This is a genomic window from Streptomyces sp. NPDC041129, assembly GCF_055592265.1.
In genome coordinates this window covers 402098-425926 of record NZ_JBVIYV010000001.1, presented here as the reverse complement: position 1 = coordinate 425926, position 23829 = coordinate 402098, and the positions used below count along the sequence as shown (strand labels likewise).

Here is a 23829-nt window from a genome sequence, read left to right as displayed (position 1 = left end):
GCGCCGTGAACCGCGACGAACGGGTCGTGCGCGAGCTGGTGTCCGCGTGCGGCCGGACGTACGCCGAGGAGGCGGACATCCGGCTGAAGGACACCCCGCAGCCGCTGTACCGGCTGCTCGTGCTCTCCCTTCTGCTGAGCGCCCGGATCCGGGCCTCGGTCGCGGTGGCCGCGGCCCGCGCGCTGCACGAGGACCGTCTCGACAGTCCCCGGCGCATGGCCGGGGCGGACTGGCAGCAGCGCGTGGACGCGCTGGGCCGGGGCGGCTACCGGCGCTACGACGAACGCACGGCCACGCAACTCGGCGACGGCGCGGAGCTGTTGACCGACCGCTGGGGCGGTGATCTGCGCCGGCTGCACGAGGAGGCGGGCGGCGACACCGACGAACTCAAGCGGCTGCTGCAGGAGGAGCCGGGCATCGGGCCGGCGGGCGCCGACATCTTCCTGCGTGAGGCCCAGCGGGTGTGGCCGGATGTCGCACCGTACTTCGACGGCAAGGCGCTGTCCGGTGCCGCCCGGCTCGGCCTGCCCAAGGACGCCGACCGGCTGGCGCGGCTCGCCGGGGACACCGAACCGGCCGTGCTGGCCGCGGCGTTGGTGCGGGCGGCGCTGGACGGAGAGGTGGCCGAAGACTGTCTGCGCCGCGCCTCATGATCGTGTCACACTGCTCCCGATCCCCCGGCTGACCCAGGGGGTCCGGCCTGAGCGGAGGAGCAGCACGTGACGGGGACCGAGCCGGCCGCCCAGGCCATCGACACCACCCGGCCGCATCCGGCCAGGGTCTACGACTGGTTCCTCGGCGGCAAGGACAACTACCCCGTCGACGAACAGCTCGGCCGGCAGATCGCCGCGATCGACGGCGGTGCCCCGCGCGCGGCACTCGCCAACCGCGCCTTCATGCGCCGCGCCACCCGAGTGCTGGCCGGGGACTCGGGCATCCGCCAGTTCCTGGACATCGGCACCGGCATACCCACCGAACCCAACCTGCACCAGGTCGCCCAGTCCGTCGCGCCGGACGCCCGTGTGGTCTACGTGGACAACGATCCGATCGTGCTGGCCCACGCGCACGCGCTGCTGCGCGGCACCCCGCAGGGTGTGACCGAGTACCTCCAGGCCGACGCCCGCGATCCGGGCGCCATCCTCGAACAGGCCTCCCGTGTCCTGGACTTCGGCCGCCCCGTCGCCCTCTCCCTGATCGCCCTGCTGCACTTCGTCGCCGACGAGGACGGGGCCCACGACCTGGTCCGCACGCTGGTCGACGCGCTGGCCCCGGGCAGTTGCCTGGTGCTGTCGACGATGACGGCCGACTTCGAGCCGGAGAACGTCCGGCGGGGCATCGCGGCCTACGCGGCGGGCGGGGTCACCCTGGTGGCCCGCTCGCGGGCCGAGGTCGGCGTGTTCTTCGAGGGACTCGAACTGCTGCCGCCCGGGATCGAGTCGGTCGCCCGGTGGCGCTCGCAGGACGCGCCCGACGACGCCGCGCCGGTCTCGCTGTACGGCGCGGTCGGGCTGAAGCGCTGACTCAGGCCCGCTGGAGCGGTATCCCGATCACCTCGGCGATGGTCCGCAGCACCCCGTTGTCGTTGTTGGCCGGGGCGAGCAGGCGTGCCCGGCGGACGACCTCCGGATGGGCGTTGGCCATGGCGAAGGACCACTCGGCGGCGTCCAGCATCTCCAGGTCGTTGAGGTAGTCGCCGAACACCATCGTCTGCGCCGGCGTGATGCCCAGTTCGCGCTGGAGGCCGCGCAGAGCGGCGCCCTTGTTGGCGGTGCGGTTCATGACGTCGACCCAGTGCTCGCCGGACACGACGACCTGGTGGGTGGCGGCGAACGCCCCGAGGGCCGGGGCCGTGCTGTGCTCGGCCGAACCGAAGTCGAACAGCGCCACCTTGATCACTTCGTCCTCGACGGCGGTGACGTCCTCGACGACGCGGTGCTCGACGTAGTACTTGCGCACCTCCGCGAGGAACGCCTCGTCGGACCGCTCGACGTACGCCGACCGCTTGCCGCAGACGACGGCGCCCACGTCGACGCCGTCCGCGGCGAGCCGCCGTACCGTGCGGGCGACGTCCGCGGCGACGGCCGGCTCCAGCGGGTCGGAGCTGAGTTCCACACCGTCGCGGACGACGTAGGTGCCGTTCTCCGCGATGAACACCATCCCCTCGGCGACGTCCGCGAACTCCCGGGCCAGCGTGGCGTACTGACGGCCGCTCGCCGGGCTGAACAGCACGCCCCGGCGGCGCAGTTCGGCGAGCATCGGCCACAGGCCGCCGGGGACGCGCTTGGCGTCGTCCAGCAGCGTGCCGTCCATGTCGGTGACGACGAGCCGGATGTCGGCGGAGCCGGTGACGGGCGCGGCGATGTCGGCGAGGGGCGCGGGCGTGGCGTGCATGTCCTGCTTCCGGATCGGGGAGGGGTACCTGATCCAGTGTTCCTCATGCGCCGCGGAACACCGGAGGGTGCCCGGCCCGTCACGGTCCGGGGTTCCCGGGACAGCGCGATCAAGGAGCGGCACAATGACGGCGGGCAACCGCACGTGAGAGGGGCGGATACGTGAGCGAGGGGCATTCCCCGACCGCCGGACCGGCGAGGCTGAACACCTCCGTGGCGCACAACGCGCGGGTCTGGAACTACTGGATCGGCGGCAAGGACAACTACGAGGTCGACCAGCGGGTCGGCGAGCACATCGCCGGTATGTTCCCGGTGATCCGGGCGGTGGCCCGGGCGGACCGGGACTTTCTCGGCCGGGCGGTGCGCCTTCTGGCCGCCGAGCGCGGGGTGCGCCAGTTCCTCGACGTCGGCACGGGCCTGCCGACGGTGGACAACACCCACGAGATCGCGCAGCGCGTCGCGCCCGACTCCCGGATCGTGTACGTCGACAACGACCCGATCGTCCTGGTGCACGCCCGTTCGCTGCTCACCAGCTCCCCCGAGGGCGTCACCGACTACATCGACGCCGATGTGCACGACCCCGAGGCCATCGTGCGCGGCGCCGCCGAGACCCTGGACCTGGACCGGCCGGTCGCCGTGATGATGCTGGGCATCCTCAACTTCGTCCTGGACGTGGGCGAGGCCCGGGACATCGTGCGGCGGATCATGGCGGCGGTGCCCTCCGGCAGCTTCCTGGTACTCACCCACCCCACCTTCGACGCCGAGGTGGGCGGCGAGGGCAACATCGCCGCGATGGAGTTCTGGAACGCCAACGCCACCCCGCCCATCACGGCCCGCGGCCACGCGGAGATCGCCGCGTTCCTCGACGGTCTGGAGCTGCTGGAGCCGGGCCTGGTGCCGTGCTCGCAGTGGCGCGCCGAACCCGACGCCGCGGCGGTACCGCAGTTCGGCGCGGTGGCCGTGAAACCCTGAGCGGACCCGCGGACCGGAGCCGAGCCCGGCCCCGCCGCCCCGGCCGGCCGGGGCCGAGCCCGTCGAGGAGGACGTATGACCACCCTTGCCGACCCGGTGCCCGGTGGCCGGCCCGGCGACCTGGAGCGGGTCGCCGCGCTCACCGCCGAGCTCACCGCGCGGGGCGTGCACGGCGTCGTCCTCGCGTACGTGGACACCGCGGGCGTCGGCCGGGTGAAGACCGTCCCGACGGCCCGGCTGGAGGCGGCCGCGGCCTGGGGGGTCGGCATGTCGCCGGTCTTCGACACGTTCCTGGCCGACGACTCGATCGTCACCACCGGCGTCCTCGGCTCCCCGGACGGCGACCTGCGGCTCTACCCCGATCTCGACCGGCTGGTGGTGCTGGCCGGGCAGCCGGGCTGGGCCTGGGCGCCCGTGGACCGGATCACGCAGGAGGGCGAGCCCCACCCCGGCTGCTCCCGCACCTTCCTGCGCCGGACCGTCGCACGGGCCGCCGAGGGGCACGGCCTCGCCTTCCGGGCGGCCGTCGAGGTCGAGTGGACCTTCGGGCTCGATGACACGCCCGACGGGGAGTTCGTCCCGGCGGTGACCGGCCCGGCGTACGGCGCCGTCCGGCAGGTCGGGCTGAGCGACTGCACCGCCGACCTGTACGCGGCGCTCGCGGCCCAGGGCGTGGACGTCGACCAGATCCATCCCGAGTACGCGGCCGGGCAGTTCGAGGTCTCGGTGGGCGCGCTGGACCCGGTGGCCGCCGCCGACCGCAGCGTCCTGGTGCGCCAGACGATCCGGGCGGTGGCGCGGCGGCACGGTCTGCGGGTGTCCTTCTCCCCCGCCGTCCTCGCCGAGGGCGTCGGCAACGGCGGCCATCTGCACCTGTCGTGCTGGCGCGACGGGGTGAACCTGCACGCCGGCGGCGACGGCCGGTACGGCATGACGGCCGAGGCGGAGTCGTTCGCGGCCGGGGTGCTCGCGCACCTGCCCGCGCTGACGGCGGTGACCGCGCCCAGCCCGGCCAGCTATCTGCGGCTGAGGCCCTCCCAGTGGGCGGGGGTCTTCGCCGCGTGGGGCCGGGAGACCCGCGAGGCCGCGCTGCGGATGGTCACCGGCACGACGGGCCGCCGGGCCCAGGAGGCGAACATGGAGGTCAAGCCGGTCGACCTGGCCGCCAACCCGTATCTCGCGTTCGGCTGCGTGATCGCCGCCGGGCTGGACGGCCTGACGGCGTCCCGGACGCTGCCGGAGGAGATCACCGGGGATCCGGCCCGGTACGGACCGGACGAGGCGGCGGCTCTCGGCGTACGGCGCCTGCCCGTGTCGCTGCCCGGGGCCGTCGAGGAGTTCCGGGCCGACGAGGTGCTGCGGGCCGCGCTGGGCCCGGTCCTGGCGGACGCGGTGACCGCCGTACGGCTCGGCGAGGCGGCGGCGGTGGACGGCCTGGACGACGCGCGGGTCGCGGCGGCCTACCGCTGGACGTACTGACCATGGCCGCGCCCGGGCCGGTCCACGAGGCCCTCGCCGCTCTGCCGCTGGTGGACCACCACTGCCACGGCGCCGTCACGGCCGACCTCACGCCCGCCGGGTTCGAGTCGCTGATCACCGAGGGCGATGTCTGGCCCGGCGTGTCGGCCTTCGACAGCCCGGTGGGCGGGGCGGTGCGCCGGCACTGCGCGCCCCTGCTGGACCTGCCCCGGCACGCGCCTCCCGCCGAATACCTGGCCCGGCGCCGCGAGCTGGGCTGGCGCGAGGTCAACCGCCGCTTCCTGGCCGCCGCGGGAGCCGAGGCGTTCTGCGTCGACACCGGCTACGCCCCGCACCCCGTCACCTCCCCCGCCGAGCTGGCCGAGGCCTCGGGCGCCACCGCCCACGAGGTGGTGCGACTCGAGCGGGTGGCCGAGGAGGCGGCGGCCGGGGGTGTCACGGCCGGCGGATACGCCGACGCGTTCCGGTCGGCCGCCGAGCAGGCCGTACGACGGCCCGGCGTGATCGCGGTGAAATCGGTGGCCGCCTACCGCACCGGCTTCGACCTCGCCCCGAAGCGGCCCGCGGACGGCGAGGTGACCCGGGCGGCCGGGCGGTGGCTGGCGCGCGGCGGGCGGCTCGAGGACCCGGTTCTCGTACGGCATCTGCTGTGGACCGCGGTCGACCTGGGTCTGCCGCTGCAACTGCACACCGGCTTCGGCGACGCCGACCTGCGGCTGCACCACGCCGACCCCGCGCTGCTCACGGACTGGCTGCGGCTGACCGCCGGGACGGTCCCGGTCCTGCTGCTGCACTGCTGGCCCTACCACCGCCAGGCCGCCTATCTGTCGGCGGTGTTCGAGCAGGTGTACCTGGACGTCGGACTCGCCCTGCACTACACCGGCCCGGCGCGCTGCCGGGCGGTACTGGAGGAGGCGCTGGAGATCACCCCGTTCCGCAAACTGCTGTACAGCTCCGACGCCTACGGTGTGGCCGAGTTCCACCACCTGGGCGCGCTGTCCTTCCGGCGCGCCCTGGGCGCACTGCTCCAGGACCGGGTGGACGACGACGAGCTGAGCCTGCCCGACGCCCTGCGCATCGCGGCCTGGACGGGCCGCGACAACGCCCGCCGACTCTACGCACTGCCCCCGAACGAACCGGCCCGCGACCGCAGCGAGCGCCCCACCCGGAAAGTATGATCAAGCAATGTCTGACATGACCGAAACCACGCCCGGCTGGCTGTCCTCGGACGAGCTGGAGATGGCCAGGGCCCGGATGCCGATCCTTTACGTCGAGGCCGTGCCCGTGCGCGTGGACGACAGCGGCGAAGTCACGAGCATCGGACTGCTGCTGCGCATCGGCCCGGACGGAACGGTGAGCCGGACCCTGGTGTCCGGCCGTGTCCTGCACCACGAGCGGGTACGGGACGCCCTGCTGCGCCATCTGGAGAAGGACCTCGGCCCGGTCGCCCTGCCCCGGGTGCCGGCCTCCCTGCAGCCGTTCACGGTCGCGGAGTACTTCCCGACGGCCGGCGTCACGCCGTACCACGACCCGCGCCAGCACGCCGTCTCGCTGGCGTACGTCGTGCCGGTGACCGGCGACTGCCGCCCCCGGCAGGACGCGCTCGACCTGGTCTGGTTCAGTCCGCAGGAGGCCGCCTCGGCGGCTCTGCAGGGCGAGATGCCGGGCGGGCACGGCGTGCTGCTGAAGCAGGCCCTGGCCCATGTGGGGCTGGTGTCCTGACGTTGGTGGCGGGTGCCGTTCCGGCCGCGGCACCCCGGCCCGCTCCCGCTGAGGCCCGGGGCCGCCGAAGCCACAGTCGAAGGACGACCGAGCCGCCACGGGGGATCGTGTCAGGAGGCCGGCATGCACCGCTCGATCCAGGGACTGTCCGGACCGTTCCGGCGTGACCGGCGGGCGGGCGCCGGGACCGGACAAAGGACCACCGGGCGCGCGTGATGGCCGGGAACCGGGAGGGCCGGCACCCGAGACACCCAAGATCACCACCGGCGACCGCCATCCCCTGCTCGCCCGGGGACCGACCGGGACGGCCGCCACGGACGCCGGAGAGGCCGACGGGGCGGCCGCGATGAGCGACGAGGAGGTCGGTGGGGAAGCCGGGAAGGCAGGTGAGGGGGCCGGGGCGGGCGAGTCGCGCACGGAAGAGCCCCGGACACGACAAAGGTCGTCTCCTCATATCTGAGAAGACGACCTCCGACCATCGCAAGAAGCTGGTCGGGACGACAGGATTTGAACCTGCGACCCCTTGACCCCCAGTCAAGTGCGCTACCAAGCTGCGCCACGTCCCGGTGCCGTTTGACCTGGGGTTTCCCCGGTCGAAACGCGCAGGGAAACAATACCGCACTCGGGTCGGTGGTCGCGCATCCATTACCGGCGACGGGGGGAGGCCGGGGCGTCGGCCCGGGTGAGGCCGCGTATCGCCGGGACGGCGAGCAGTGCCGTGGCCACCAGCAGGCTCACTCCGCCGGCGATCAGCAGGACGTGGCCGGCACCCAGGGCGGCGGCCGCCGGCCCCGCGAGGGCCTGGCCGACGGGCATCATCGCGAGGGAGCCGGCCACGTCGTAGGCGTGGATGCGGTTGAGGACGTCCCCGGGCACCTGGGTCTGCACGGTGGTCGCCCACATGACGCCCCAGAAGGACAGTCCGGCCCCGGCCACGGCCGCGCCCACCGCCATGGCCGGTACGCCGAGACCGGCGCCGACGGCGACCGGGAAGCCGAAGAAGGCGAACAGGGCGAGCGCCCCCGCGCGCAGCATGCGGCGTGGGCGCAGCCGTAGGGCGAGCAGGCCGCCGACGACGGTGCCCGCGCCGAGGGCCGAGTTGATCAGGCCGTAGGCGCGCGGGCCGTGGTGCTGGACGACCTCGGCCGCCACCAGCGGGACGGTCGGCCCCCAGGTGGCGATCATGTACACGCCCCAGATGACGATCACGCCACACAGCCAGGTCCGGGACCGGAACTCCCGCCAGCCCTCGGCCAGATCGGCCCGGAAGGCGCGCAGGCCGGGTCCGGTGGTGCGGGCGCCCCCGGGCAGCGGCGGCAGCCGCAGCAGCAGGAGGCACAGGGCGCTGATCGCGTAGGTGGCGGCGTGCGCGACGAACACACCGCCGGGCGAGGCGAAGCCGACCAGGAGGCCGGCGGCGGCCGGTCCCGCGAGCTGGGCCACCGACTCGGCGACCCGGATGGCGCCGTTCGCCCCCTGGACGTCGGGCGCGAGGCGGGGCACGGTGCTGGCCACGCCCGGCTGGAAGACGGCCGCGGCCGCGCCGCCCACGATCCCGATGACGCAGATCTGCCACAGGACCACGTGCCCCGAGAAGAACAGGACGGCGGCGAGGGACTGGGTGACGAGCCTGACCAGGTCGGCGCCGATCATCAGCCTGCGGGTGCTGAACCTGTCGGCGATCACCCCGCCGAAGACGACGAGACCCGCGAAGGCGGCGGACGCGGAGGCCATGGCGAGGCCGACCGCCCCGGCGCCGTACCCGTGCCGCAGCAGGCCGGCGGCGAGCGCCACGGGCAGCATGGTGTCGCCGAGCCGGGCGACGGCCCGGGCCACGAAGAACAGCGCGAAGTCCCGCGACCAGACCGCGGGGCCCTCGGCTCCGGCCCGGCGCCGCCGCCCCGTCCCTCCCGTGCTCGCGACGTCGACGTGCCGTGCCCGCGTTCCGGTCATCCCGCGTACTCCCCTCCCGGTTCCCCGCCCTCACCTCGTGCGCCGCGCGGGATCATGCCATGTCGCGCCGGTACCCGCCGAGCCGTTTTCGGGAGCCCTGTCAGGGGGCGCCGGGCGCGCCCAACTCGGGGTGGTGCTCCAGGAGTCGGGGCGGAGCGGCCTGGCGCCAGGAGTCGGCGAGGATGTCGCGCAGCTCCGCCTCGTCGTCCAGCGCCGCGAGCCTCGCCCGCACCCAGGCGAACTGGGCCTCGTGGCCGGCGATCCAGAACTTCTCCGGTTCGGCCAGCACCAGTTCGTCGCGCTCCTCCTTCGGGCAGCGCACGGCGAGGGAGGTCTCGTCCTCGGGGAGGGTCGCGAACATCTTCCCGGCCACCCGGAACGTGGGCATGCTCCAAGCGGTCTTCTCCGTGGTGTCCGGCAGGGACAGGGCGATACGGCGTACGTCTTCTGCGTCCGGCATGCCACGCACGCTAGCCCCCGCCACTGACAGTCACCCGGTGGGCGGACCGACCCGCTTGTAGTAGAGGGTGGTCGGGCGCAGTTCGCCGGACGGGCTCGCCGCGTAGTCGGGGATGGTGCCGGCCGGGGTCCAGCCCGCCGAGCGGTACAGGTGCTCGGCGGGGCTGCCGGTCTCGGTGTCGAGGTGGAGCAGGGTGACGCCGGCGGAGACGGCCGCCCGCTCGGCGGTGGCCAGGAGCCTGCGGCCGAGACCCTGTCCGCGCGCGGAGCGGTGCACCATCAGCTTGACGAGTTCGGCGCGGTGGCGGCTGTTGGGCTTGTCGGGCAGGGCCAGGCCGACCGTGGCCGCCACCCGGTCCGCGCCGTCCACGGCCACCCATACCGCAAGCCGTCCGGCCGCCACCGCGTCGGCCCGATCCCGCCACCAGCCGGCGGCCTCGGCAGGCCCGAGCGGCGCGAGGAACCCGACCGAGGCTCCCCCAGCCACGGTGTCGGCCAGCAGATCCGCCAGCTCCTGGCACCGTTCGCGCACTTGGGCGCCGCTCCAGCGCAGCACCTTCATGGCCGCACCACCGCCAGCGCGTAGCGCGCCTCGCCGGGTCCGGGGCAGCGGAAGCGCGTCGGGCCGAAGACCCGCATCCGCAGGCAGTCCCCGGTGCCGAGGGCGTGGCTCGTGTCCTCCACGGTCACCTCCAGCGCGCCGTCGAGGACCCACAGGTGCTGTTCGAGGCCGGGCACGGGCGGGCGGTCGTACGCGATGTCGGCGCCCGGGGCGAGCCTGCCCTCGACCAGTTCGCCGCGCAGGCCGTCGTGCGGCGGGGAGACGGACCGCCGTACGAAACCCGCCGCGGGGTCCTGCCAGACCTGCTGGTCGGACGCCCGCACCAGCGGGTTCGGCGCCGCCTCGACCTCGCTGAGCAGCTGGGACATGGTGCGTCCGTAGACATGGCAGAGACGGTTGAGGAGTGAGGCGGTGGCGCTGATCTCTGCGCGTTCGGCCCGGGACAGGGTGGACCGGCTCACTCCGCTGCGCTCGGCCAGCTCGCCCAGGGACCAGCCGTGCCCGGCGCGGAGTTCGGCCAGCCGGGCGCCGATCCGGGCGTCGACGGGGTGGGGGACTTCGGTTCTCATATCCGGGAAACTATCCCTGATATGAGACAACCGTGTTACGGAAGGCTCACTCCCGCCGCCCGGCCCAGGGCCTCCAGCACCGGGCGGATCAGCGGGTGCCCCTCGGCGCCCCGGCGGACCGCCGCGAAGACGCGACGGGTCGGGGCCACCCCGTCGACCGGGCGGACGACGACGCCGGCGAGGCCCATGCCGCGCAGGGCCGAGCGGGGTACGAGGGCCACGCCCGCGTCGGCCGAGGCGAGGGCGACCACCGCGCGGAAGTCGTCGGAGGAGTGTTCCATCCGGGGCTGGAACCCGGCGCTCTCGCAGGCCAGGACGACCACGTCGTGGCAGGGGTTGCCGGGGTACGGCCCGATCCACGGGTCCTTGGCCAGTTCGGCGAGGGGCACCTCGTCGGCGTCGGCGAGGCGGTGGCCGACGGGGACGACGGCGTCGAAGGGCTCGGCGTACAGCGCCACATGGGTCAGACGGGGGTCGTCGGCGGCGGGGGCGCCCCGGTACTCCACGGCGACGGCGACGTCCACCTGCCGGTCCAGCACCATCGGCAGGCTGGCGTCGCCCTCGGCGTCCTGGACCCGGATCCTTATGCCGGGCGCCGACGAGGCCAGCCGGGCCACTGCGGGCGCCACCACCTCGGCGATGCCGGTGGCGAAGGCGGCCACGGTGACCGTGCCGGCCTCCCCGGAGCCGTAGGCGGCCAGCTCGGCCTCGGCCCGCTCGAGCTGGGCGAGGACGGCGTTGGTGTGGCTGAGCAGGATCTCGCCGGCCGGGGTGAGCCGCACGCCCTTGGCGCCCCGCTCGACCAGCCGGTGGCCGGTCTCCTGCTCCAGCGCGGTCAGCTGCTGGGAGACGGCGGAGGGGGTGAGGTAGAGCGCGGCGGCCGCCGCCGTCACCGTACGGTGGTCGGCCACCGCACGGAGGATGTGGAGCCGCCGCGCTTCGATCATGGGGTCCATTATCGCCCCATGTACGTGCTGGTCAGACCGCCAGCTCGGCACGGGCCGCGACGAACGCGTCGACCGCCCGGTCCACGTCCTCGGTGGAGTGCGCGGCGGACAGCTGGACGCGGATGCGGGCCTGGCCCTGCGGGACGACCGGGTACGAGAAGCCGATCACGTACACACCCCGCTCCAGCAGCAGTTCGGCCATGCGGGCGGCCTCGGCCGCGTCGCCGATCATGACGGGCGCGATGGCGTGGTCGCCGGGGAGGATGTCGAAGCCCTCCTCGGTCATCCGGCGGCGGAACAGGGCGGTGTTCTCCGCGAGCCGGACGCGCAGGTCGTCGGCGGACTCCAGCAGGTCGAGGACCTTCAGGGAGGCGGCGGCGATCACCGGGGCCAGGGTGTTGGAGAACAGGTACGGGCGCGAGCGCTGGCGCAGCAGGGCGACGATCTCGGCGCGGGCGGCGACATAGCCGCCGGAGGCGCCGCCGAGCGCCTTGCCGAGGGTGCCGGTGATGATGTCCACGCGGTCCATCACGCCGTGCAGCTCGGGGGTGCCGCGGCCGGAGGGGCCGACGAAGCCGACGGCGTGCGAGTCGTCGACCATGACCATCGCGTCGTAGCGGTCGGCGAGGTCGCAGATCTCCGCGAGGGGCGCGAGGTAGCCGTCCATGGAGAAGACGCCGTCGGTGACGATCAGCTTGCGCCGGGCGCCGCCCTCGGTCGCCTCCTTCAGCCTGGCCTCCAGGTCCGCGAGGTCGCGGTTGGCGTAGCGGAAGCGGCGGGCCTTGGACAGGCGGATCCCGTCGATGATGGAGGCGTGGTTGAGCGCGTCGGAGATCACCGCGTCCTGCTCGCCGAGCAGGGTCTCGAAGACACCGCCGTTGGCGTCGAAGCAGGAGGAGTACAGGATGGTGTCCTCCTGGCCCAGGAAGGCCGAGAGGCGCGCCTCCAGCTCCTTGTGCACCTCCTGGGTGCCGCAGATGAAGCGGACCGAGGCCATGCCGTAGCCCCAGCGGTCGAGCGCCTCGTGGGCGGCGGCGACCACCTCGGGGTGGTCGGCGAGGCCGAGGTAGTTGTTGGCGCAGAAGTTGAGGACCTCGCCGGGGCGGCCGCCGGCGCTCACGTTGACGGTCGCGGACTGCGGGGTGTCGATGACCCGCTCGGGCTTGTGCAGACCGGCCGCACGGATCTCGTCGAGGGTGGCGCGCAGGTCGTCGCGCACGGAGTCGAACATGGGGAGCTCCTGAAGGTGCTTGCGGGAGAAGGGGTTACACGGTCCAGTCGAGGATGACCTTGCCACCGGTGCCGCTGGCCGCGTCGGCGAAGGCCGCCTCGAAGTCGCGGTAGCCGTAGCGGCCGGTGATCACGGGGGCGAGGTCCAGGCCGCCCTCCAGCAGGACGGACATCGCGTACCAGGTCTCGAACATCTCGCGGCCGTAGATGCCCTTGATGGTGATCATGGAGGTGACGACGCGGGCCCAGTCGACGGGGAACTCCTCGGCGGGCAGGCCGAGCATGGCGATCCGGCCGCCGTGCGTCATGTTGGCGATCATGTCCCGCATGGCCTCGGGGCGGCCGGACATCTCCAGGCCGATGTCGAAGCCCTCCCGCAGACCGAGCTCCCGCTGTCCGTCCGCGATGGTGGTCGCGGCGACGTTCAGGGCGAGGCTCACGCCGATCTTGCGGGCCAGCTCCAGGCGCTCCTCGCTGACGTCGGTGATGACGACGTTGCGGGCGCCGGCGTGCCGGGCCACCGCGGCGGCCATCAGGCCGATCGGGCCGGCGCCGGTGATCAGGACGTCCTCGCCGACCAGCGGGAAAGACAGCGCGGTGTGCACGGCGTTGCCGAACGGGTCGAAGATCGCGGCGACGTCGAGGTCGACGGGCACACGGTGCACCCAGACGTTGGACGCCGGCAGGGCGACGTACTCGGCGAACGCGCCGTCCCGGCCGACGCCGAGGCCGACGGTGGCCCGGCACAGGTGGCGCCGCCCGGCGAGGCAGTTGCGGCACTTGCCGCACACCAGGTGGCCCTCGCCGCTGACCCGGTCGCCGACCCGGATGTCGCTGACGTCGCGCCCGGTCTCCACGACCTGCCCGACGAACTCGTGCCCCAGCACGAGCGGCGTGCGGATCGCCTGCTGCGCCCAGCCGTCCCAGGCCCGGATGTGCAGATCGGTGCCGCAGATACCGGTCCGCATGACCTTGATCAGCACATCGCCGGGACCGATGGCGGGCTCCGGGACGTCCGTGAGCCAGAGCCCGGGCTCCGCCTTCTCCTTGACCAGCGCCTTCAACGCTACGGCTCCTGTGGGTGAGGTCCCGGCCCGCGGGCATGACGAAGAAGCCCGCACCGGGTCAGAGGGGTGGAATCACCCTGCAATCTGCCGTACGCGCGCGCCTGGGTCCATCGAGCTTTTCTTAACCGCCGCCTCAGCTTTCCTTCACGCCCCCCTGGGCGCGGCCTGCGTCGCGCGTCCGGGCTCGGCGGGAGTCCGTTCAGAGCGGCAGGCCGTCCCGCGCCGATCCCTCCATGTGCGCGGCGAGTTCGGCGGCCAGCGACTTGATCGCCTCCAGCCCGGTCCGGCCCCAGGCCCGCGGGGCGACGTCGGCTGCGCACACGGTGCCGAGCGCCATGCCGGAGCTGTCGATGAGCGGGGCACCGAGGTAGGAGCGGATGCCGTACTCGTCGACCACGGGGTTGCCCGCGAAGCGCGGGTAGTCGCGGACGTCCTCCAGCACCAGGGCCTTGCGCCGGACCACCACGTGGGGGCAGAAGCCGTGGTCGCGCGGGAGTACGCGGCCCACCTCGGGCCTGCTGCCGTCCTCCCGGACCACGGGCGCGGTCACCGGGGCGCGCAGGCCCGCGAAGAACTGGCGGTCCTCGCCGACGAAGTTGACCATGGCGTACGGCGCACCGGTGAGCCGGGCTAGATGGTCCGCGAAGGCGTCGAGAGCGGGTTCGGGCCGCTCCCCCAGACCTAGCCCGCGGAGTCTGGAGGTACGGGCGGGGGCCTCCTTGTCCTCGGGGGTGAGCAGCAGACCCCGGACCGGACGGGGCGGCTCGTAGCTCATGACCGGTCTCCGGCGCTGTGGACGTGGCTCATGGGGCGGCTCCGTGGGCGGTGTGGCGGGATCACATGTGGGCGCCGTGGCTCGGCGTGGTCGCCGGGGCGTGGGCGATGAGGTGGCGGACGAGGGTGAGCAGGGTCTGCACGCCCGAGCTGGAGATGCGGGCGTCGCAGGGGACGACGGGGATACCGGAGTGGAGGTCGAGGGCGGCGCGCACCTCCTCCGGGTCGTAGCGGTAGCCGCCGTCGAACTCGTTCACGGCGACGATGAACGCGAGGCCGCGCTCCTCGAAGAAGTCCACCGCCGCGAAGCACTCCTGCAGGCGGCGGGTGTCGGCGAGGATGACCGCGCCGAGCGCCCCCTCCGACAACTCGTCCCACATGAACCAGAACCGCTCCTGGCCGGGCGTGCCGAACAGGTACAGCACATGCCGCGGATCCAGGGTGATCCGGCCGAAGTCCATGGCGACCGTCGTCTCGACCTTGTTCTCGATGCCGTCGAGGTTGTCGGTGGCGGCGCTGACGGTGGTGAGCAGCTCCTCCGTGCTGAGCGGGGCGATCTCGCTGACCGCTCCCACGAAGGTCGTCTTGCCGACCCCGAACCCGCCCGCCACCAGGATCTTGAGCGCGGTGGGGAACGGGTCAGAGCTGTCGTCGTAGTCCATCGAGCACTGCCTCCAGCAGAGACCGGTCAGTGGGTGTGTGGTGGAAGACGGGGGGCTTGGTGGTCAGCGCCCCGCAGTCGACGAGGTCCGAGAGCAGCACCTTGGTGACCACCGCGGGCAGTTTCAGGTGCGCGGCGACCTCGGCCACCGGGACGGGCGCGCGGCACACCTCGAGCGCCTGGGCGTGCTCGGGGCCGAGGTAGCCGAGCGGGGTGACGCCGGTGGACATCACCTGCGACATGAGGTCGAGGGCGATGCTGGGCTCGGTGCGGCCGTTGCTGACCGTGAACGGGCGCACCAGCCGTCCGGCGGCGTCGTCGAGCCAGGGCCCGTCGCCGGCTGCGGCCACCCTCAAGGCCTCGTCGCCGTGGGTTCGGCGGCCTGCTGGCGGGGCGCGGTCACCAGATAGGGGCGCACGCTCTTGACCAGCATCGCCATTTCGTAGCCCAGCACGGCGGCGTCGGCCTCGCGGCCGGCGAGCACGGCGAGACAGGTGCCGGAGCCGGCCGTGGTGACGAACAGCAGCGTCGAGTCGAGTTCGACGACGACCTGACGGACGTCGCCGCCGTCGCCGAACCGGATGCCGGCGCTGCGGCCGAGGGAGTACAGGCCGGAGGCCAGGGCCGCCATGTGGTCGGCGCTGTCCGGATCGAGGCCGTGCATGGACTTCACCAGTCCGTCGCAGGACAGGAGCACCGCGCTGGAGGTGTGCGGTACGCGCTGCACGAGGCCGCTCAGCAGCCAGTCGAGGTCGGATGCCTGGGCGGTCGGCGCATCGCTCGCCATGGTGGATCGACTCCTTGGGGTACGAAGACCAGCGGGAGCGCTGGAGGTGGGGGTGCTGGGGGTGGGGAGAACGGGGCCCGTGTGGCTGGGGAGGGGGGTCATCCGGCCGGTGCGCTCCCGTCGGGGCGGCCGGTGCCTTCGGCGGCGGGCGAGTACACGTGCTGCCGGGCGGCGGGCCGCGGATCCGGCTCCGTGTGCTCCTGTGCCTCGGCCAGTCCTATGCCGCGCTGGAAGGCGGCCATCAGCCCGGGGTCGTGGCCCGCGACGACGTCGGAGTCCTGTCGCGGGGCTGGGGTACCGCGCAACTGCGGGACGATGTGCTCCTGGGCGCGGCGGCGCGGCAGTCGGGGCTTGCCCATGGTGCCGCGTACGGCAGTGCCGCCGCGTGGGGCGGGCAGGACACCCGCGTGGGACTCGACCACCGGCCGGTGCTCGGAGCCGATGCCCGGTACGGCCTCGGCGGGGTTGGCCCGCTTCTCGCGCGGGGCCCGCACGGGAAGCGGGGCCGGTGCGCCGTCGCCCGGCGCCGGTTCTCCCCGCCCTGTCTCACTCCGGGCGGTGGCGCCGTGCACCCCTTCTCCGTGTGTACTCCCGTTCCGCGCGGACCCGTTCGGCATGTCACCGCCGGGCCCGGACCCATGTTGCGCGTGGCGCCACCTGCCGTTGGCCGGGACCGGGGCGGGTCCCGGCACGGAGGCGGACTCCTCGCGGCCCGCACCGGCCTCGGCGGTTCGTTCCGCGTCCGTCGTGCCGGGACCCGGTCCAGGTGCCGTCACGGAGTACGGGACCTGGACCGGCGGCACCGTCGACCGGCTCTGCGCGGCCGTGTCCTGATGGGAAGACATCGCCGCCCCGACTCCCCCCGGTACGCCCGGCGCCGTGCCCAACAGCGCCTGGGGGACGACGAGTACGGCCTGCACACCGCCGTAGATGTTGGTCTGCAGGCGCACCGAGATGCCGTGCCGCCGGGCGAGCTGGGAGACGACGTAGAGGCCGATGCGGCCGTCGGCCAGCAGACTGGCCACGTTGACCTGGTCGGGGTCGGCGAGCAGGGCGTTCATCCTGTCCTGCTCACCCACCGGCATGCCGAGCCCGCGGTCCTCCACCTCCACGGCGAGCCCGGAGGTGACGAGGCTGGCGCGGAGCAGCACCTGGGTGTGCGGGGCGGAGAACACCGTCGCGTTCTCGACGAGTTCGGCGAGCAGATGGATGACGTCGGCCACGGCGTGACCGCGCAGTTCGCCGTCGATGGGCGGGACGAGTTTGACCCGGGAGTACTGCTCGACCTCGGCGATGGCCGAGCGCAGCACCTCGGTCATGTCCACCGGATTGCTCCACTGCCGCCGGGACACGGCGCCGCCGAGCACGGCGAGGTTCTCGGCGTGCCGCCGGATCCGGGTGGCGAGGTGGTCGACGTGGAACAGGCCCTTGAGCAGGTCTGGGTCCTCGATCTCGTTCTCGAGGTCGTCGAGGATCGAGATCTCCCGGTGCACCAGGGACTGAAGCCGGCGGGCCAGGTTGACGAAGACCTCGAGCTTCTGTTCGCTGCCCGCCTGGCTGGAGAGCTGGGCGGCCTGCACGACGGCGGTGACGGCGCCGTCGTGCGCCCGCGCCAGGTCGGCGGCGAGCAGGTCGAAGTCGTCGGCGTCCGCGGGCGGCCGGCGGCCCGGTCCCCGCCGGGCCGGGGCCTCGCCCTGCCTCAACGCCTCGACGACGGCGTGCAGTTCTGCCTCGCCGCGGGCGGCGCCGCGGCGCAGGGCGTCGACGCGGTCGGTGACCGAGCGGGCGGCGCGGTCGGCGGCCACGGCGGCGATCAGGACGCCCGCCACGGTCACCGCGACCGCTCCGGCGAGCACGGCCCACAGGGTGGGGCCGGGGCGCGTGCCGGTGGATCGGATGCTGAACAGGACGGCCGCGGTGGCGCTGAGGGCGACGGCGACGGGCGGAAGCACGGCGAGCCGCATGAGTTGGGGCCGTATGTGCGTCTCGGACAGTGCGGGAGCGGGTCGGGCGACCGGTCTCCCGTGGCGGCCGCCCTCACGGCGGTCGGCACGGGCGGCCGGTGCACGGAGATGAGACATCTGCGTCCTCGTACTGGTCCGTCGGCCTGGTTCGCCCCAGGCCCTGTGTCGTGCGACGAACACTCACAGTAGTTGCCTGCGCATCACGTGCGGTGGGCAGTTGCCAAACTCTCCCGGGCAGCGTCCCGCTCTGGTATGAGGCGTCGTACGACAGACCGATAACCGCGCTGGACTTCAGTGACAAAGTCGCAAGAACCCGATCCGACCTGGTCGGAAACGGTCGGAAGCAAGCAGCGAGGGCCGGTCCGCACTGGTGTGCGTACCGGCCCTCGGGGCGTCCGGAGGCCCGTTCCGGTATCCCGTCGCCCGGGTGTCCACGGGTCGGAGGCACGGGCGTACGGGCAGCCGATCGGTCACCTTCCGTCACCCACGGGCAGGCCCGGTCACTTCGGCGCGAGCCGCTTGACCAGGCGCCGCGCCCTCGTGGGCAGACGCTTCTTCGCCTGGGCCTCGAGGGCCCGGAGCCGCTTCTCGCTGGACTCCCGCTGCGCGTTGAGCGCCGCCTCGAGCTTCTTGATCCGGGTGGCCTGGGCGGAGGCCTTCTTCTCGGCCCTGGCGGCCTGGCGCGCGATCGCCTTGTTCTGCTCCCGGAGCATGGTGATGCGGAAGAGCAGATCCTCCACGCCCTCCGCCTCGGAACGGCGGAACGGCCGGGGGAAGTCCGCGGCCCGGACCTTCCGGTCGTATTCCTCACCGCCGTCCCCGTGCTCGTACGCGTTGCGCAGCCCGTTCCTCGTCATGAAGTCCAGCAGCCGCCGGAACCCCTCGGCGTAATGCGCGTCGAACGCCGTGTAGTCGGCTTCGCCATAGAGGCTCGCGACATCGACGTCGGCCGCCAGGTCGGTGATGACCCGGTGCGGGATGTGGTGGTACCGGGACAGCTCGAGCGTTCGCGAGTCATGGGCGAACACGAACGCCGGGGTACCGGCGACAAGAGCGGCGATGTTGCCGTGAATGCGCGTTCCGACGGCGAAGTCGTACCGGGTGAGGGCATCCATCCAGCTGTGCGGCTCCAGCGGGACACACACGTCGGCCGTGCGTATCAGCGGGTGCGAGCTGAGGTCGGGCATCGGCATGGACTGCCGGGCGGCGACCGCGGTGTCACCCCAGTAGAGCGTCTGTAGGTCGCGTCCCTCCTGCGCGAAATAGGTGAGATCCGGGTGCTGCTTCAGGATGGAGTCGTTGATGGCCGAGGCGAGTTCGGCGTTCGCGAGCCGAAGTGCGGTGGACAGCGCGATCCGGGCCCCCTCGGGCAGCGCCTGCCCGCCCGGGTGTCCTATCCGGAAGCCGGGGCCCCGGAAGTAGACCGAGGGGCATCCGATGACGTCGACGTCCCGGAAACCGAGTTCCTTGAGGTAGCGCTGGGTGAACTCACCGCGCACACCGATGGACGCCGAACGGTCCAGTACCGCCGCGATGAACCGCTTGACGGCCTCGTCGACGGGCTTCAGGAACGCCGTGCCGTAATCGAGTTTGGCCTGCGCGCCGACTCCGAAAACGACCACCGGAACCTTCAGCTTGCCGATGAGGTCCGCGAGGATGTGCATGTGCGGAATGAACTTCGCCTTGAAGGCATTGGCCATCGGCAGCACGAAGACATCGCACTCGTCGTTGATCCGGTCCGCGTCCGCGACCGTCAGTTCGGCGAAGTGCGTCGTGTCGACCCGAATCTCCGCGTCCGGCACGGACATGTGCCGGTAGGCGGAATTGGTGTACATGAGATTGCCGACGTTGCCCCGAATACTGTTGCGCACCAAAGTGCTTTCGATCGTGGGCACGTTGAAGGGGTCGTTCCCCGCCTGCATGAGAATGCGCTTCACAGGCCGGGATCGTAACGTCGCACCACCCCTTTACGGAATCCTTGCGCATCCTTTTCTTCGCCGTGGCAGGTGTCTCGGCGTCACCTCTCGCCGGCCAGGTCGACCTCGGTGCGGCTGAACTCCGCGACGGCCGAGGGCTCCTGGGGCCGGCGCCCGAGGTGGGCGACGGGTGCCGATGCGGACCGCCACCAGGCTTCGGCGGGCAGCTTCCCGGCGGGCTCGAAGGGCTCGCCCGGCCGGGGCAGGGCCACCGCCTGGCCGGCCTCCTCGGCGGCCTCCTTGGTCCACTCGCCGGGCTCGGCCCAGGGGTGCGGGGCGAGGTTGAAGGTGCCCCAGTGGATCGGGAGCAGTACGCCGTGCGGGGTGCCGCCCTGGAGGTCGAGATGGGCGCGCAGGCCCTCCTCGGGAGTCATGTGGATGTCGGGCCAGAACTCGCTGTACGCGCCGATCTGGATCATCGTGACGTCGAACGGGCCGTGCGCGGCGCCGATGTCCCGGAAGCCATCGAAGTAGCCGGTGTCACCGCTGTGGTAGATCCGGTGCTCCTCGCCGGCGACGGACCAGGACGCCCACAGGGTGTGCTGGGTGTTGCGCAGACCGCGGCCGCAGAAGTGGCGGGCCGGGGTGGCGGTCAGGGTGAGGCCGCCGACCTTGGTGGACTCGTGCCAGTCGAGTTCGCGCAGCCGGTCCGCCGAGACGCCCCAGTGCTCCAGGTGCGCGCCGACGCCCAGCGGCACGGCGAACACGGTGTCCGTGCCGGCCAGCGCCTTGATCGTGGGCATGTCCAGGTGGTCGTAGTGGTCGTGCGAGATGACCACCACGTCGACCGGGCCGAGCGCGGCCAGCGGCACCGGCACCGGGTGCAGCCGCCTGGGCCCGGCGAAGGGGAACGGGGAGCAGCGCTCGCCCCAGACGGGGTCGAACAGGACGCGGTGGCCGTCGATCTCCACGAGCACGCTGGAGTGGCCCAACCAGGTCACCCGGAGCCCCGTCGTGGGCGGCTTGGCGAGGTCGGCGAGGGTGGTGGCGTGCACCGGGATGGTGCCGGCCGGGGAGCGCAGGGGCCGGGTGTCCTTGTCCAGGAACACCTTGGCGAGGTCGAGCGTGGAGCCGGAGGGCCGGGTTCGGGCGGTGCAGCCCGGGTTCTGGAAGACGCCGTCCCTGAAGTGCGGGGAACGGCGGATCCGGGCGAGGCGCTCACCGCGCGGCTGCGCGCCGAAGGCCTCGGGCTGCAGCGCGCCGAGCCCGGGGCCCTTAGAACGCCAACCGGTCACGGTTACCTCCAGTGAAGTCGCTGAGGTCCTCCATTATGGTCGGCCCCTCCGACAGCGCGGCGCCGCCCGCCGCACCGCCCCGCCCCCACCGGGTGGCCGAGACGGCCCGCACGGCGCTTTGACAGCGGCCCGGCGGCTGCGGATACTGACCCGCTGTTCAGTAGCCGACCTCCGGGAGCCCCCATGACCGCCGCCCCCCTCATGTCGCTCGTGTGGACCGACCACGTCACCGGGCGGCAGGGTTTCCTGGTCGTCGACCGGCTGGTGCGGGGCGTGGCCAGCGGCGGGCTGCGCATGCGGGCCGGCTGCACGCTGGAGGAGGTCACCGGTCTCGCGCGCGGCATGACGATGAAGGAGGCCCTGCACTACGACCCGGAGGCCCGCTACGTCCCCCTCGGCGGCGCCAAGGGGGGCATCGACTGCGATCCGCGGGATCCGGCGGCCTACGGGCTGCTGGTGCGCTATCTGCGCGCGATGGGGCCGTACATCGAGAGCTGCTGGACCACCGGCGAGGATCTGGGCCTCAGCCAGGACCTGGTGGACCGGGCCGCCGTCGAGGCCGGCCTGGTCTCCACCGTCCAGGCCGTGTTCCCGCTGCTGGACGACGAGCCGGCGGCCCGGGCGCGGCTCGCTGACGCCTTCGCGGTGCGGGTGGACGGCATCGGCCTGGACGAGCTTGCGGGCGGCTGCGGGGTCGCCGAGTCGGTGCTGGCGGCCCTGGACCGGGCATCGGTGCCGTACCGGGGCACCCGGGTGGCCGTGCAGGGGCTGGGCACGATGGGCGGGGCCACGGCGCGTTTCCTCGCGCGCGCCGGTCTGACGGTGGTGGCCGTGGCCGACGTCAAGGGGACCGTCGCCAACCCGGACGGCCTCGACGTGGAGGCACTGCTGGCCGCGCGGGACGCCTACGGCACGCTCGACCGCTCCGTACTGCGCCCGGCCGACCGTGAGCTGCCCGGCGACGCCTGGCTGTCGGCGGACGCCGAGGTCCTGGTGCCGGCGGCGGTCTCGTACGCGGTCGACACCGCCGGGCAGGAGCGGATCACCGCCCGCTGGATCGTCGAGGCCGCCAACATGCCCGTAGTGCCGGAGGCGGAGCGGCTGCTGGCCGCGCGCGGGGTGACGGTGCTGCCGGACGTGGTGGTCAACTCCGCCACCAACGCCTGGTGGTGGTGGACGCTGTTCGGCGACGTCGGCCCGGACGCCGACGAGGCGTTCGCCCACATCCGCCGCTCGATGCGTGCCCTGACCGGCACGGTGCTGGACCGCGCGCGGGCGGACGGGACGACTCCGCGCGCCGCCGCCCACGCCCTGGTGGCGGACCGGCTGCCGGTGATCGCCGGGCGTTTCGGCTGGTACCGCTGACCCCGGCGGGCGCCGGGGCCGTCGGGGCCCTGGGGCGGCGTCCGGCGGACGGACTAGTGTGACCGCGTGGCGAGAGTGCGGTTGAGCGTGGCCGAGCGGCGGGAGGAGATGCTGCGGGCCGCCATCGGGCAGATCGAGGCGCGGGGCGTGGCGGCGGTCAGGATCGCCGACGTGGCCTCGGCGCTCGGGGTGAGCAACGCGCTGGTGCTGTACCACTTCTCGACGAAGGAGAAGCTGGTGGCCGCCGCCTTCGCCTACGCGGCCGAGGACGATCTCGCGCGTCTGCGCGCGCTGCTGGACCGGCGGACCTCCGCGCTGCGCCGGCTGCGCGCCGCCGTGCGCTGGTACGCGCCCACGGGCCAGGCCAAGGGCTGGCGGCTGTGGATCGAGGGCTGGGCGGTGTCGCTGCGCGAGCCGGCCCTTCGGGCGGTCACCCGGGACCTCGACCAGCAGTGGAAGGCGGCGATCGCCGAGGTCATCGCCGAGGGCGTGGCGGCGGGCGAGTTCACCTGCCCCGACCCGACGGGCACCGCCCTGCGGCTCACCGCCCTGCTCGACGGCCTGGCCGTACAGCTGACGTCCTACCCGGGCGCGGTGCCACGCGCCCGCGCACAGGAATGGGTGAACGACACCCTGGCCCGGGAACTGGGCCTGTAGCGGGTGGAATCCACCGGCCGGAGCGCCCCGGCCGGGAACGCGGGCCGGGTCCGGCGGGCACGCGTGAGTGCCCGTACCGCCGGGACAGCGGTACGGGCACTCACGCCGCGCGTCGGGGTCAGGCGACCGCCGCGATGCGCATCTTGATGTCGACCGGCGAAAGGGCACCCTTCGCCGTGACGTGGTCCCCGGAGGACTCGCCGCGCAGCCGGCGGCCGATCCACGGGACGAGGTACTCGCGGGCCCAGTGGACGTCGTCCCGGCGGATCTCCAGGGTGCCCCGGGGCGGGAGCGGCGGCCAGGCCTGCTCCGGGTCGGCCGGGATCTCCAGGCCGAGGGCCTGACCGGCGCGCAGCGCCACGCGCGTGTGCCCCTCGGGCGAGAGGTGCAGACGGTCGTTGTCCCAGGCCCTGCGGTCCTGGACGGACCTCAGGGACCACAGGTCGAGCACGGGACAGCCGTACCGGTCGGCGATGGCGCGGACGTGCCCGTTGTAGGTGGCGATCTTGCCGCGCAGATGCTTGAGCACCGGCACACCCCGGGTGTCGAAGCCGGTCGTCACCATCACCGTGCCCGCGGCCGCCGCGAGGGGGGCGATCGCGCGCTCGAAGCGCTCGGCCACCTCGTCGGGGTCGGTGCCGGGCCGGATGATGTCGTTGCCGCCCGCACAGAAGGAGACGAGGTCCGGGGCCAGTTCGACGGCCTTCGGGAGCTGGTGCTCGACGATCTGGTCGAGCAGCTTCCCGCGGACCGCGAGGTTGGTGTACGTGAAGTCGCCCTCGGGCCGCCGGTCGGCGAGCAGGACCGCGAAGCGGTCGGCCCAGCCCACGAACGCCCCGTCGGGCCCGGGGTCGCCGACGCCCTCGGTGAAGCTGTCCCCCACCGCTACGTACGACCCGATCACTGATGTGTTGTCACTCTTCGAATCGTCTGCCACGTCGGACCATGATTCACCTTCGGATGTGACTTACGCGACCGTAGGCAGGGGTTGACGAGCGGTGAGATGAGACACCCTTAAAGAGTTTGCCAATCCAGGAATAAGGCCGGCAAGGGAACCGTC

General features: G+C 73.2%; 24 protein-coding genes and 1 tRNA gene. 8 read left to right on the top strand and 17 right to left on the bottom strand.

The window, feature by feature from the left end; all coding sequences use genetic code 11:
• Positions 1 to 5 precede the first annotated feature (5 nt).
• A complete protein-coding gene (locus ACZ6B1_RS01850) occupies positions 6 to 653 on the top strand; it encodes an endonuclease (RefSeq protein ID WP_468773984.1) in 648 nt (215 codons plus the stop codon).
• 66 nt (positions 654 to 719) lie between these two features.
• Positions 720 to 1520, top strand: a complete 801-nt coding sequence (locus tag ACZ6B1_RS01845) for an SAM-dependent methyltransferase (RefSeq protein ID WP_468773982.1) — start codon at positions 720 to 722, stop codon at positions 1518 to 1520.
• A gap of 1 nt (position 1521) precedes the next feature.
• Here the strand turns inward: ACZ6B1_RS01845 and ACZ6B1_RS01840 are convergent, their stop codons facing one another.
• On the bottom strand, positions 1522 to 2391 hold the full coding sequence (locus tag ACZ6B1_RS01840; RefSeq protein WP_468773980.1) for a Cof-type HAD-IIB family hydrolase: 870 nt from the start codon (positions 2389 to 2391) through the stop codon (positions 1522 to 1524).
• 161 nt (positions 2392 to 2552) lie between these two features.
• Between ACZ6B1_RS01840 and ACZ6B1_RS01835 the strand changes: the two genes are divergently transcribed.
• The 4 genes from ACZ6B1_RS01835 (at position 2553) to ACZ6B1_RS01820 (ending at position 6563) form a co-directional block, all read left to right on the top strand.
• Entirely contained in the window at positions 2553 to 3362 is an 810-nt protein-coding gene (locus tag ACZ6B1_RS01835; protein WP_468773979.1) for an SAM-dependent methyltransferase, read from the top strand.
• A 75-nt stretch (positions 3363 to 3437) separates the two neighbouring features.
• Positions 3438 to 4841, top strand: coding sequence for a glutamine synthetase family protein (locus ACZ6B1_RS01830; protein ID WP_468773977.1), 1404 nt, complete (start codon positions 3438 to 3440; stop codon positions 4839 to 4841).
• A gap of 2 nt (positions 4842 to 4843) precedes the next feature.
• Positions 4844 to 6019 carry an amidohydrolase family protein gene (locus ACZ6B1_RS01825; RefSeq protein WP_468773975.1) on the top strand — a complete coding sequence of 392 codons (1176 nt, stop codon included), beginning with the start codon at positions 4844 to 4846 and terminating at the stop codon, positions 6017 to 6019.
• Positions 6020 to 6035: 16 nt separating this feature from the next.
• Entirely contained in the window at positions 6036 to 6563 is a 528-nt protein-coding gene (locus tag ACZ6B1_RS01820) for an NUDIX hydrolase family protein (RefSeq protein ID WP_468775996.1), read from the top strand.
• A 489-nt stretch (positions 6564 to 7052) separates the two neighbouring features.
• On the opposite strand, the gene ACZ6B1_RS01815 is transcribed toward ACZ6B1_RS01820, so the two are convergent.
• From ACZ6B1_RS01815 to ACZ6B1_RS01745, 15 genes are all read right to left on the bottom strand, one after another.
• Positions 7053 to 7129: transfer RNA gene (locus ACZ6B1_RS01815), tRNA-Pro, on the bottom strand.
• A 79-nt stretch (positions 7130 to 7208) separates the two neighbouring features.
• Positions 7209 to 8516: an MFS transporter gene (locus tag ACZ6B1_RS01810; protein WP_468773973.1), complete on the bottom strand. Its 1308-nt coding sequence runs from the start codon at positions 8514 to 8516 to the stop codon at positions 7209 to 7211.
• Positions 8517 to 8616: 100 nt separating this feature from the next.
• Positions 8617 to 8976, bottom strand: a complete 360-nt coding sequence (locus ACZ6B1_RS01805) for an MmcQ/YjbR family DNA-binding protein (RefSeq protein WP_468773971.1) — start codon at positions 8974 to 8976, stop codon at positions 8617 to 8619.
• A 30-nt stretch (positions 8977 to 9006) separates the two neighbouring features.
• Positions 9007 to 9537 carry a GNAT family N-acetyltransferase gene (locus ACZ6B1_RS01800; protein ID WP_468773969.1) on the bottom strand — a complete coding sequence of 177 codons (531 nt, stop codon included), beginning with the start codon at positions 9535 to 9537 and terminating at the stop codon, positions 9007 to 9009.
• On the bottom strand, positions 9534 to 10106 hold the full coding sequence (locus ACZ6B1_RS01795; protein ID WP_468773967.1) for a helix-turn-helix domain-containing protein: 573 nt from the start codon (positions 10104 to 10106) through the stop codon (positions 9534 to 9536). The genes ACZ6B1_RS01800 and ACZ6B1_RS01795 overlap by 4 nt, the downstream gene beginning before the upstream one ends.
• Before the next feature lie 35 nt (positions 10107 to 10141).
• The gene (locus tag ACZ6B1_RS01790) at positions 10142 to 11053 is read right to left on the bottom strand and encodes a LysR family transcriptional regulator (protein WP_468773966.1); all 912 of its coding nucleotides are present in this window, start codon (positions 11051 to 11053) and stop codon (positions 10142 to 10144) included.
• A gap of 31 nt (positions 11054 to 11084) precedes the next feature.
• Positions 11085 to 12284 carry a glycine C-acetyltransferase gene (locus ACZ6B1_RS01785; RefSeq protein ID WP_468773965.1) on the bottom strand — a complete coding sequence of 400 codons (1200 nt, stop codon included), beginning with the start codon at positions 12282 to 12284 and terminating at the stop codon, positions 11085 to 11087.
• A 34-nt stretch (positions 12285 to 12318) separates the two neighbouring features.
• Positions 12319 to 13347 (bottom strand): L-threonine 3-dehydrogenase, encoded by a 1029-nt coding sequence (tdh, locus tag ACZ6B1_RS01780; RefSeq protein WP_468773963.1) that lies wholly within the window; start codon positions 13345 to 13347, stop codon positions 12319 to 12321.
• 202 nt (positions 13348 to 13549) lie between these two features.
• Positions 13550 to 14125 carry a GAF domain-containing protein gene (locus ACZ6B1_RS01775; RefSeq protein ID WP_468773961.1) on the bottom strand — a complete coding sequence of 192 codons (576 nt, stop codon included), beginning with the start codon at positions 14123 to 14125 and terminating at the stop codon, positions 13550 to 13552.
• 61 nt (positions 14126 to 14186) lie between these two features.
• Positions 14187 to 14786: a GTP-binding protein gene (locus ACZ6B1_RS01770; protein ID WP_468773959.1), complete on the bottom strand. Its 600-nt coding sequence runs from the start codon at positions 14784 to 14786 to the stop codon at positions 14187 to 14189.
• Positions 14764 to 15135 (bottom strand): DUF742 domain-containing protein, encoded by a 372-nt coding sequence (locus tag ACZ6B1_RS01765; protein ID WP_250405478.1) that lies wholly within the window; start codon positions 15133 to 15135, stop codon positions 14764 to 14766. The genes ACZ6B1_RS01770 and ACZ6B1_RS01765 overlap by 23 nt, the downstream gene beginning before the upstream one ends.
• A 2-nt stretch (positions 15136 to 15137) precedes the next feature.
• On the bottom strand, positions 15138 to 15572 hold the full coding sequence (locus ACZ6B1_RS01760; RefSeq protein WP_468773957.1) for a roadblock/LC7 domain-containing protein: 435 nt from the start codon (positions 15570 to 15572) through the stop codon (positions 15138 to 15140).
• A gap of 98 nt (positions 15573 to 15670) precedes the next feature.
• Positions 15671 to 17653 carry a sensor histidine kinase gene (locus ACZ6B1_RS01755; protein WP_468773955.1) on the bottom strand — a complete coding sequence of 661 codons (1983 nt, stop codon included), beginning with the start codon at positions 17651 to 17653 and terminating at the stop codon, positions 15671 to 15673.
• A 383-nt stretch (positions 17654 to 18036) separates the two neighbouring features.
• On the bottom strand, positions 18037 to 19473 hold the full coding sequence (locus ACZ6B1_RS01750) for a polysaccharide pyruvyl transferase family protein (RefSeq protein WP_468773953.1): 1437 nt from the start codon (positions 19471 to 19473) through the stop codon (positions 18037 to 18039).
• Between the two features lie 80 nt (positions 19474 to 19553).
• Complete coding sequence (locus ACZ6B1_RS01745) at positions 19554 to 20747, bottom strand: MBL fold metallo-hydrolase (RefSeq protein ID WP_468773951.1); 1194 nt, start codon at positions 20745 to 20747, stop codon at positions 19554 to 19556.
• Positions 20748 to 20930: 183 nt separating this feature from the next.
• On the opposite strand from ACZ6B1_RS01745, the gene ACZ6B1_RS01740 reads away from it, so the two are divergent.
• Positions 20931 to 22112, top strand: coding sequence for a glutamate dehydrogenase (locus ACZ6B1_RS01740; RefSeq protein WP_468773950.1), 1182 nt, complete (start codon positions 20931 to 20933; stop codon positions 22110 to 22112).
• A 66-nt stretch (positions 22113 to 22178) separates the two neighbouring features.
• Positions 22179 to 22769 (top strand): TetR/AcrR family transcriptional regulator, encoded by a 591-nt coding sequence (locus tag ACZ6B1_RS01735; protein ID WP_468773949.1) that lies wholly within the window; start codon positions 22179 to 22181, stop codon positions 22767 to 22769.
• Between the two features lie 118 nt (positions 22770 to 22887).
• On the opposite strand, the gene ACZ6B1_RS01730 is transcribed toward ACZ6B1_RS01735, so the two are convergent.
• Positions 22888 to 23673 (bottom strand): SGNH/GDSL hydrolase family protein, encoded by a 786-nt coding sequence (locus ACZ6B1_RS01730; protein ID WP_468775995.1) that lies wholly within the window; start codon positions 23671 to 23673, stop codon positions 22888 to 22890.
• Positions 23674 to 23829 lie beyond the last annotated feature (156 nt).

What these genes read in the sequence shown, in the direction of transcription:
- ACZ6B1_RS01825 (WP_468773975.1), top strand. Translation starts at nt 4,844, where the DNA reads ATGGCCGCGCCCGGGCCGGTCCACGAGGCCCTCGCCGCTCTGCCGCTG.
- ACZ6B1_RS01820 (WP_468775996.1), top strand. Translation starts at nt 6,036, where the DNA reads ATGACCGAAACCACGCCCGGCTGGCTGTCCTCGGACGAGCTGGAGATG.
- ACZ6B1_RS01790 (WP_468773966.1), bottom strand. Translation starts at nt 11,053, where the DNA reads ATGATCGAAGCGCGGCGGCTCCACATCCTCCGTGCGGTGGCCGACCAC.
- ACZ6B1_RS01800 (WP_468773969.1), bottom strand. Translation starts at nt 9,537, where the DNA reads ATGAAGGTGCTGCGCTGGAGCGGCGCCCAAGTGCGCGAACGGTGCCAG.
- ACZ6B1_RS01840 (WP_468773980.1), bottom strand. Translation starts at nt 2,391, where the DNA reads ATGCACGCCACGCCCGCGCCCCTCGCCGACATCGCCGCGCCCGTCACC.
- ACZ6B1_RS01770 (WP_468773959.1), bottom strand. Translation starts at nt 14,786, where the DNA reads ATGGACTACGACGACAGCTCTGACCCGTTCCCCACCGCGCTCAAGATC.
- ACZ6B1_RS01775 (WP_468773961.1), bottom strand. Translation starts at nt 14,125, where the DNA reads ATGAGCTACGAGCCGCCCCGTCCGGTCCGGGGTCTGCTGCTCACCCCC.
- ACZ6B1_RS01795 (WP_468773967.1), bottom strand. Translation starts at nt 10,106, where the DNA reads ATGAGAACCGAAGTCCCCCACCCCGTCGACGCCCGGATCGGCGCCCGG.
- ACZ6B1_RS01755 (WP_468773955.1), bottom strand. Translation starts at nt 17,653, where the DNA reads ATGTCTCATCTCCGTGCACCGGCCGCCCGTGCCGACCGCCGTGAGGGC.
- ACZ6B1_RS01760 (WP_468773957.1), bottom strand. Translation starts at nt 15,572, where the DNA reads ATGGCGAGCGATGCGCCGACCGCCCAGGCATCCGACCTCGACTGGCTG.
- ACZ6B1_RS01830 (WP_468773977.1), top strand. Translation starts at nt 3,438, where the DNA reads ATGACCACCCTTGCCGACCCGGTGCCCGGTGGCCGGCCCGGCGACCTG.
- ACZ6B1_RS01785 (WP_468773965.1), bottom strand. Translation starts at nt 12,284, where the DNA reads ATGTTCGACTCCGTGCGCGACGACCTGCGCGCCACCCTCGACGAGATC.
- ACZ6B1_RS01810 (WP_468773973.1), bottom strand. Translation starts at nt 8,516, where the DNA reads ATGACCGGAACGCGGGCACGGCACGTCGACGTCGCGAGCACGGGAGGG.
- ACZ6B1_RS01740 (WP_468773950.1), top strand. Translation starts at nt 20,931, where the DNA reads ATGACCGCCGCCCCCCTCATGTCGCTCGTGTGGACCGACCACGTCACC.
- ACZ6B1_RS01805 (WP_468773971.1), bottom strand. Translation starts at nt 8,976, where the DNA reads ATGCCGGACGCAGAAGACGTACGCCGTATCGCCCTGTCCCTGCCGGAC.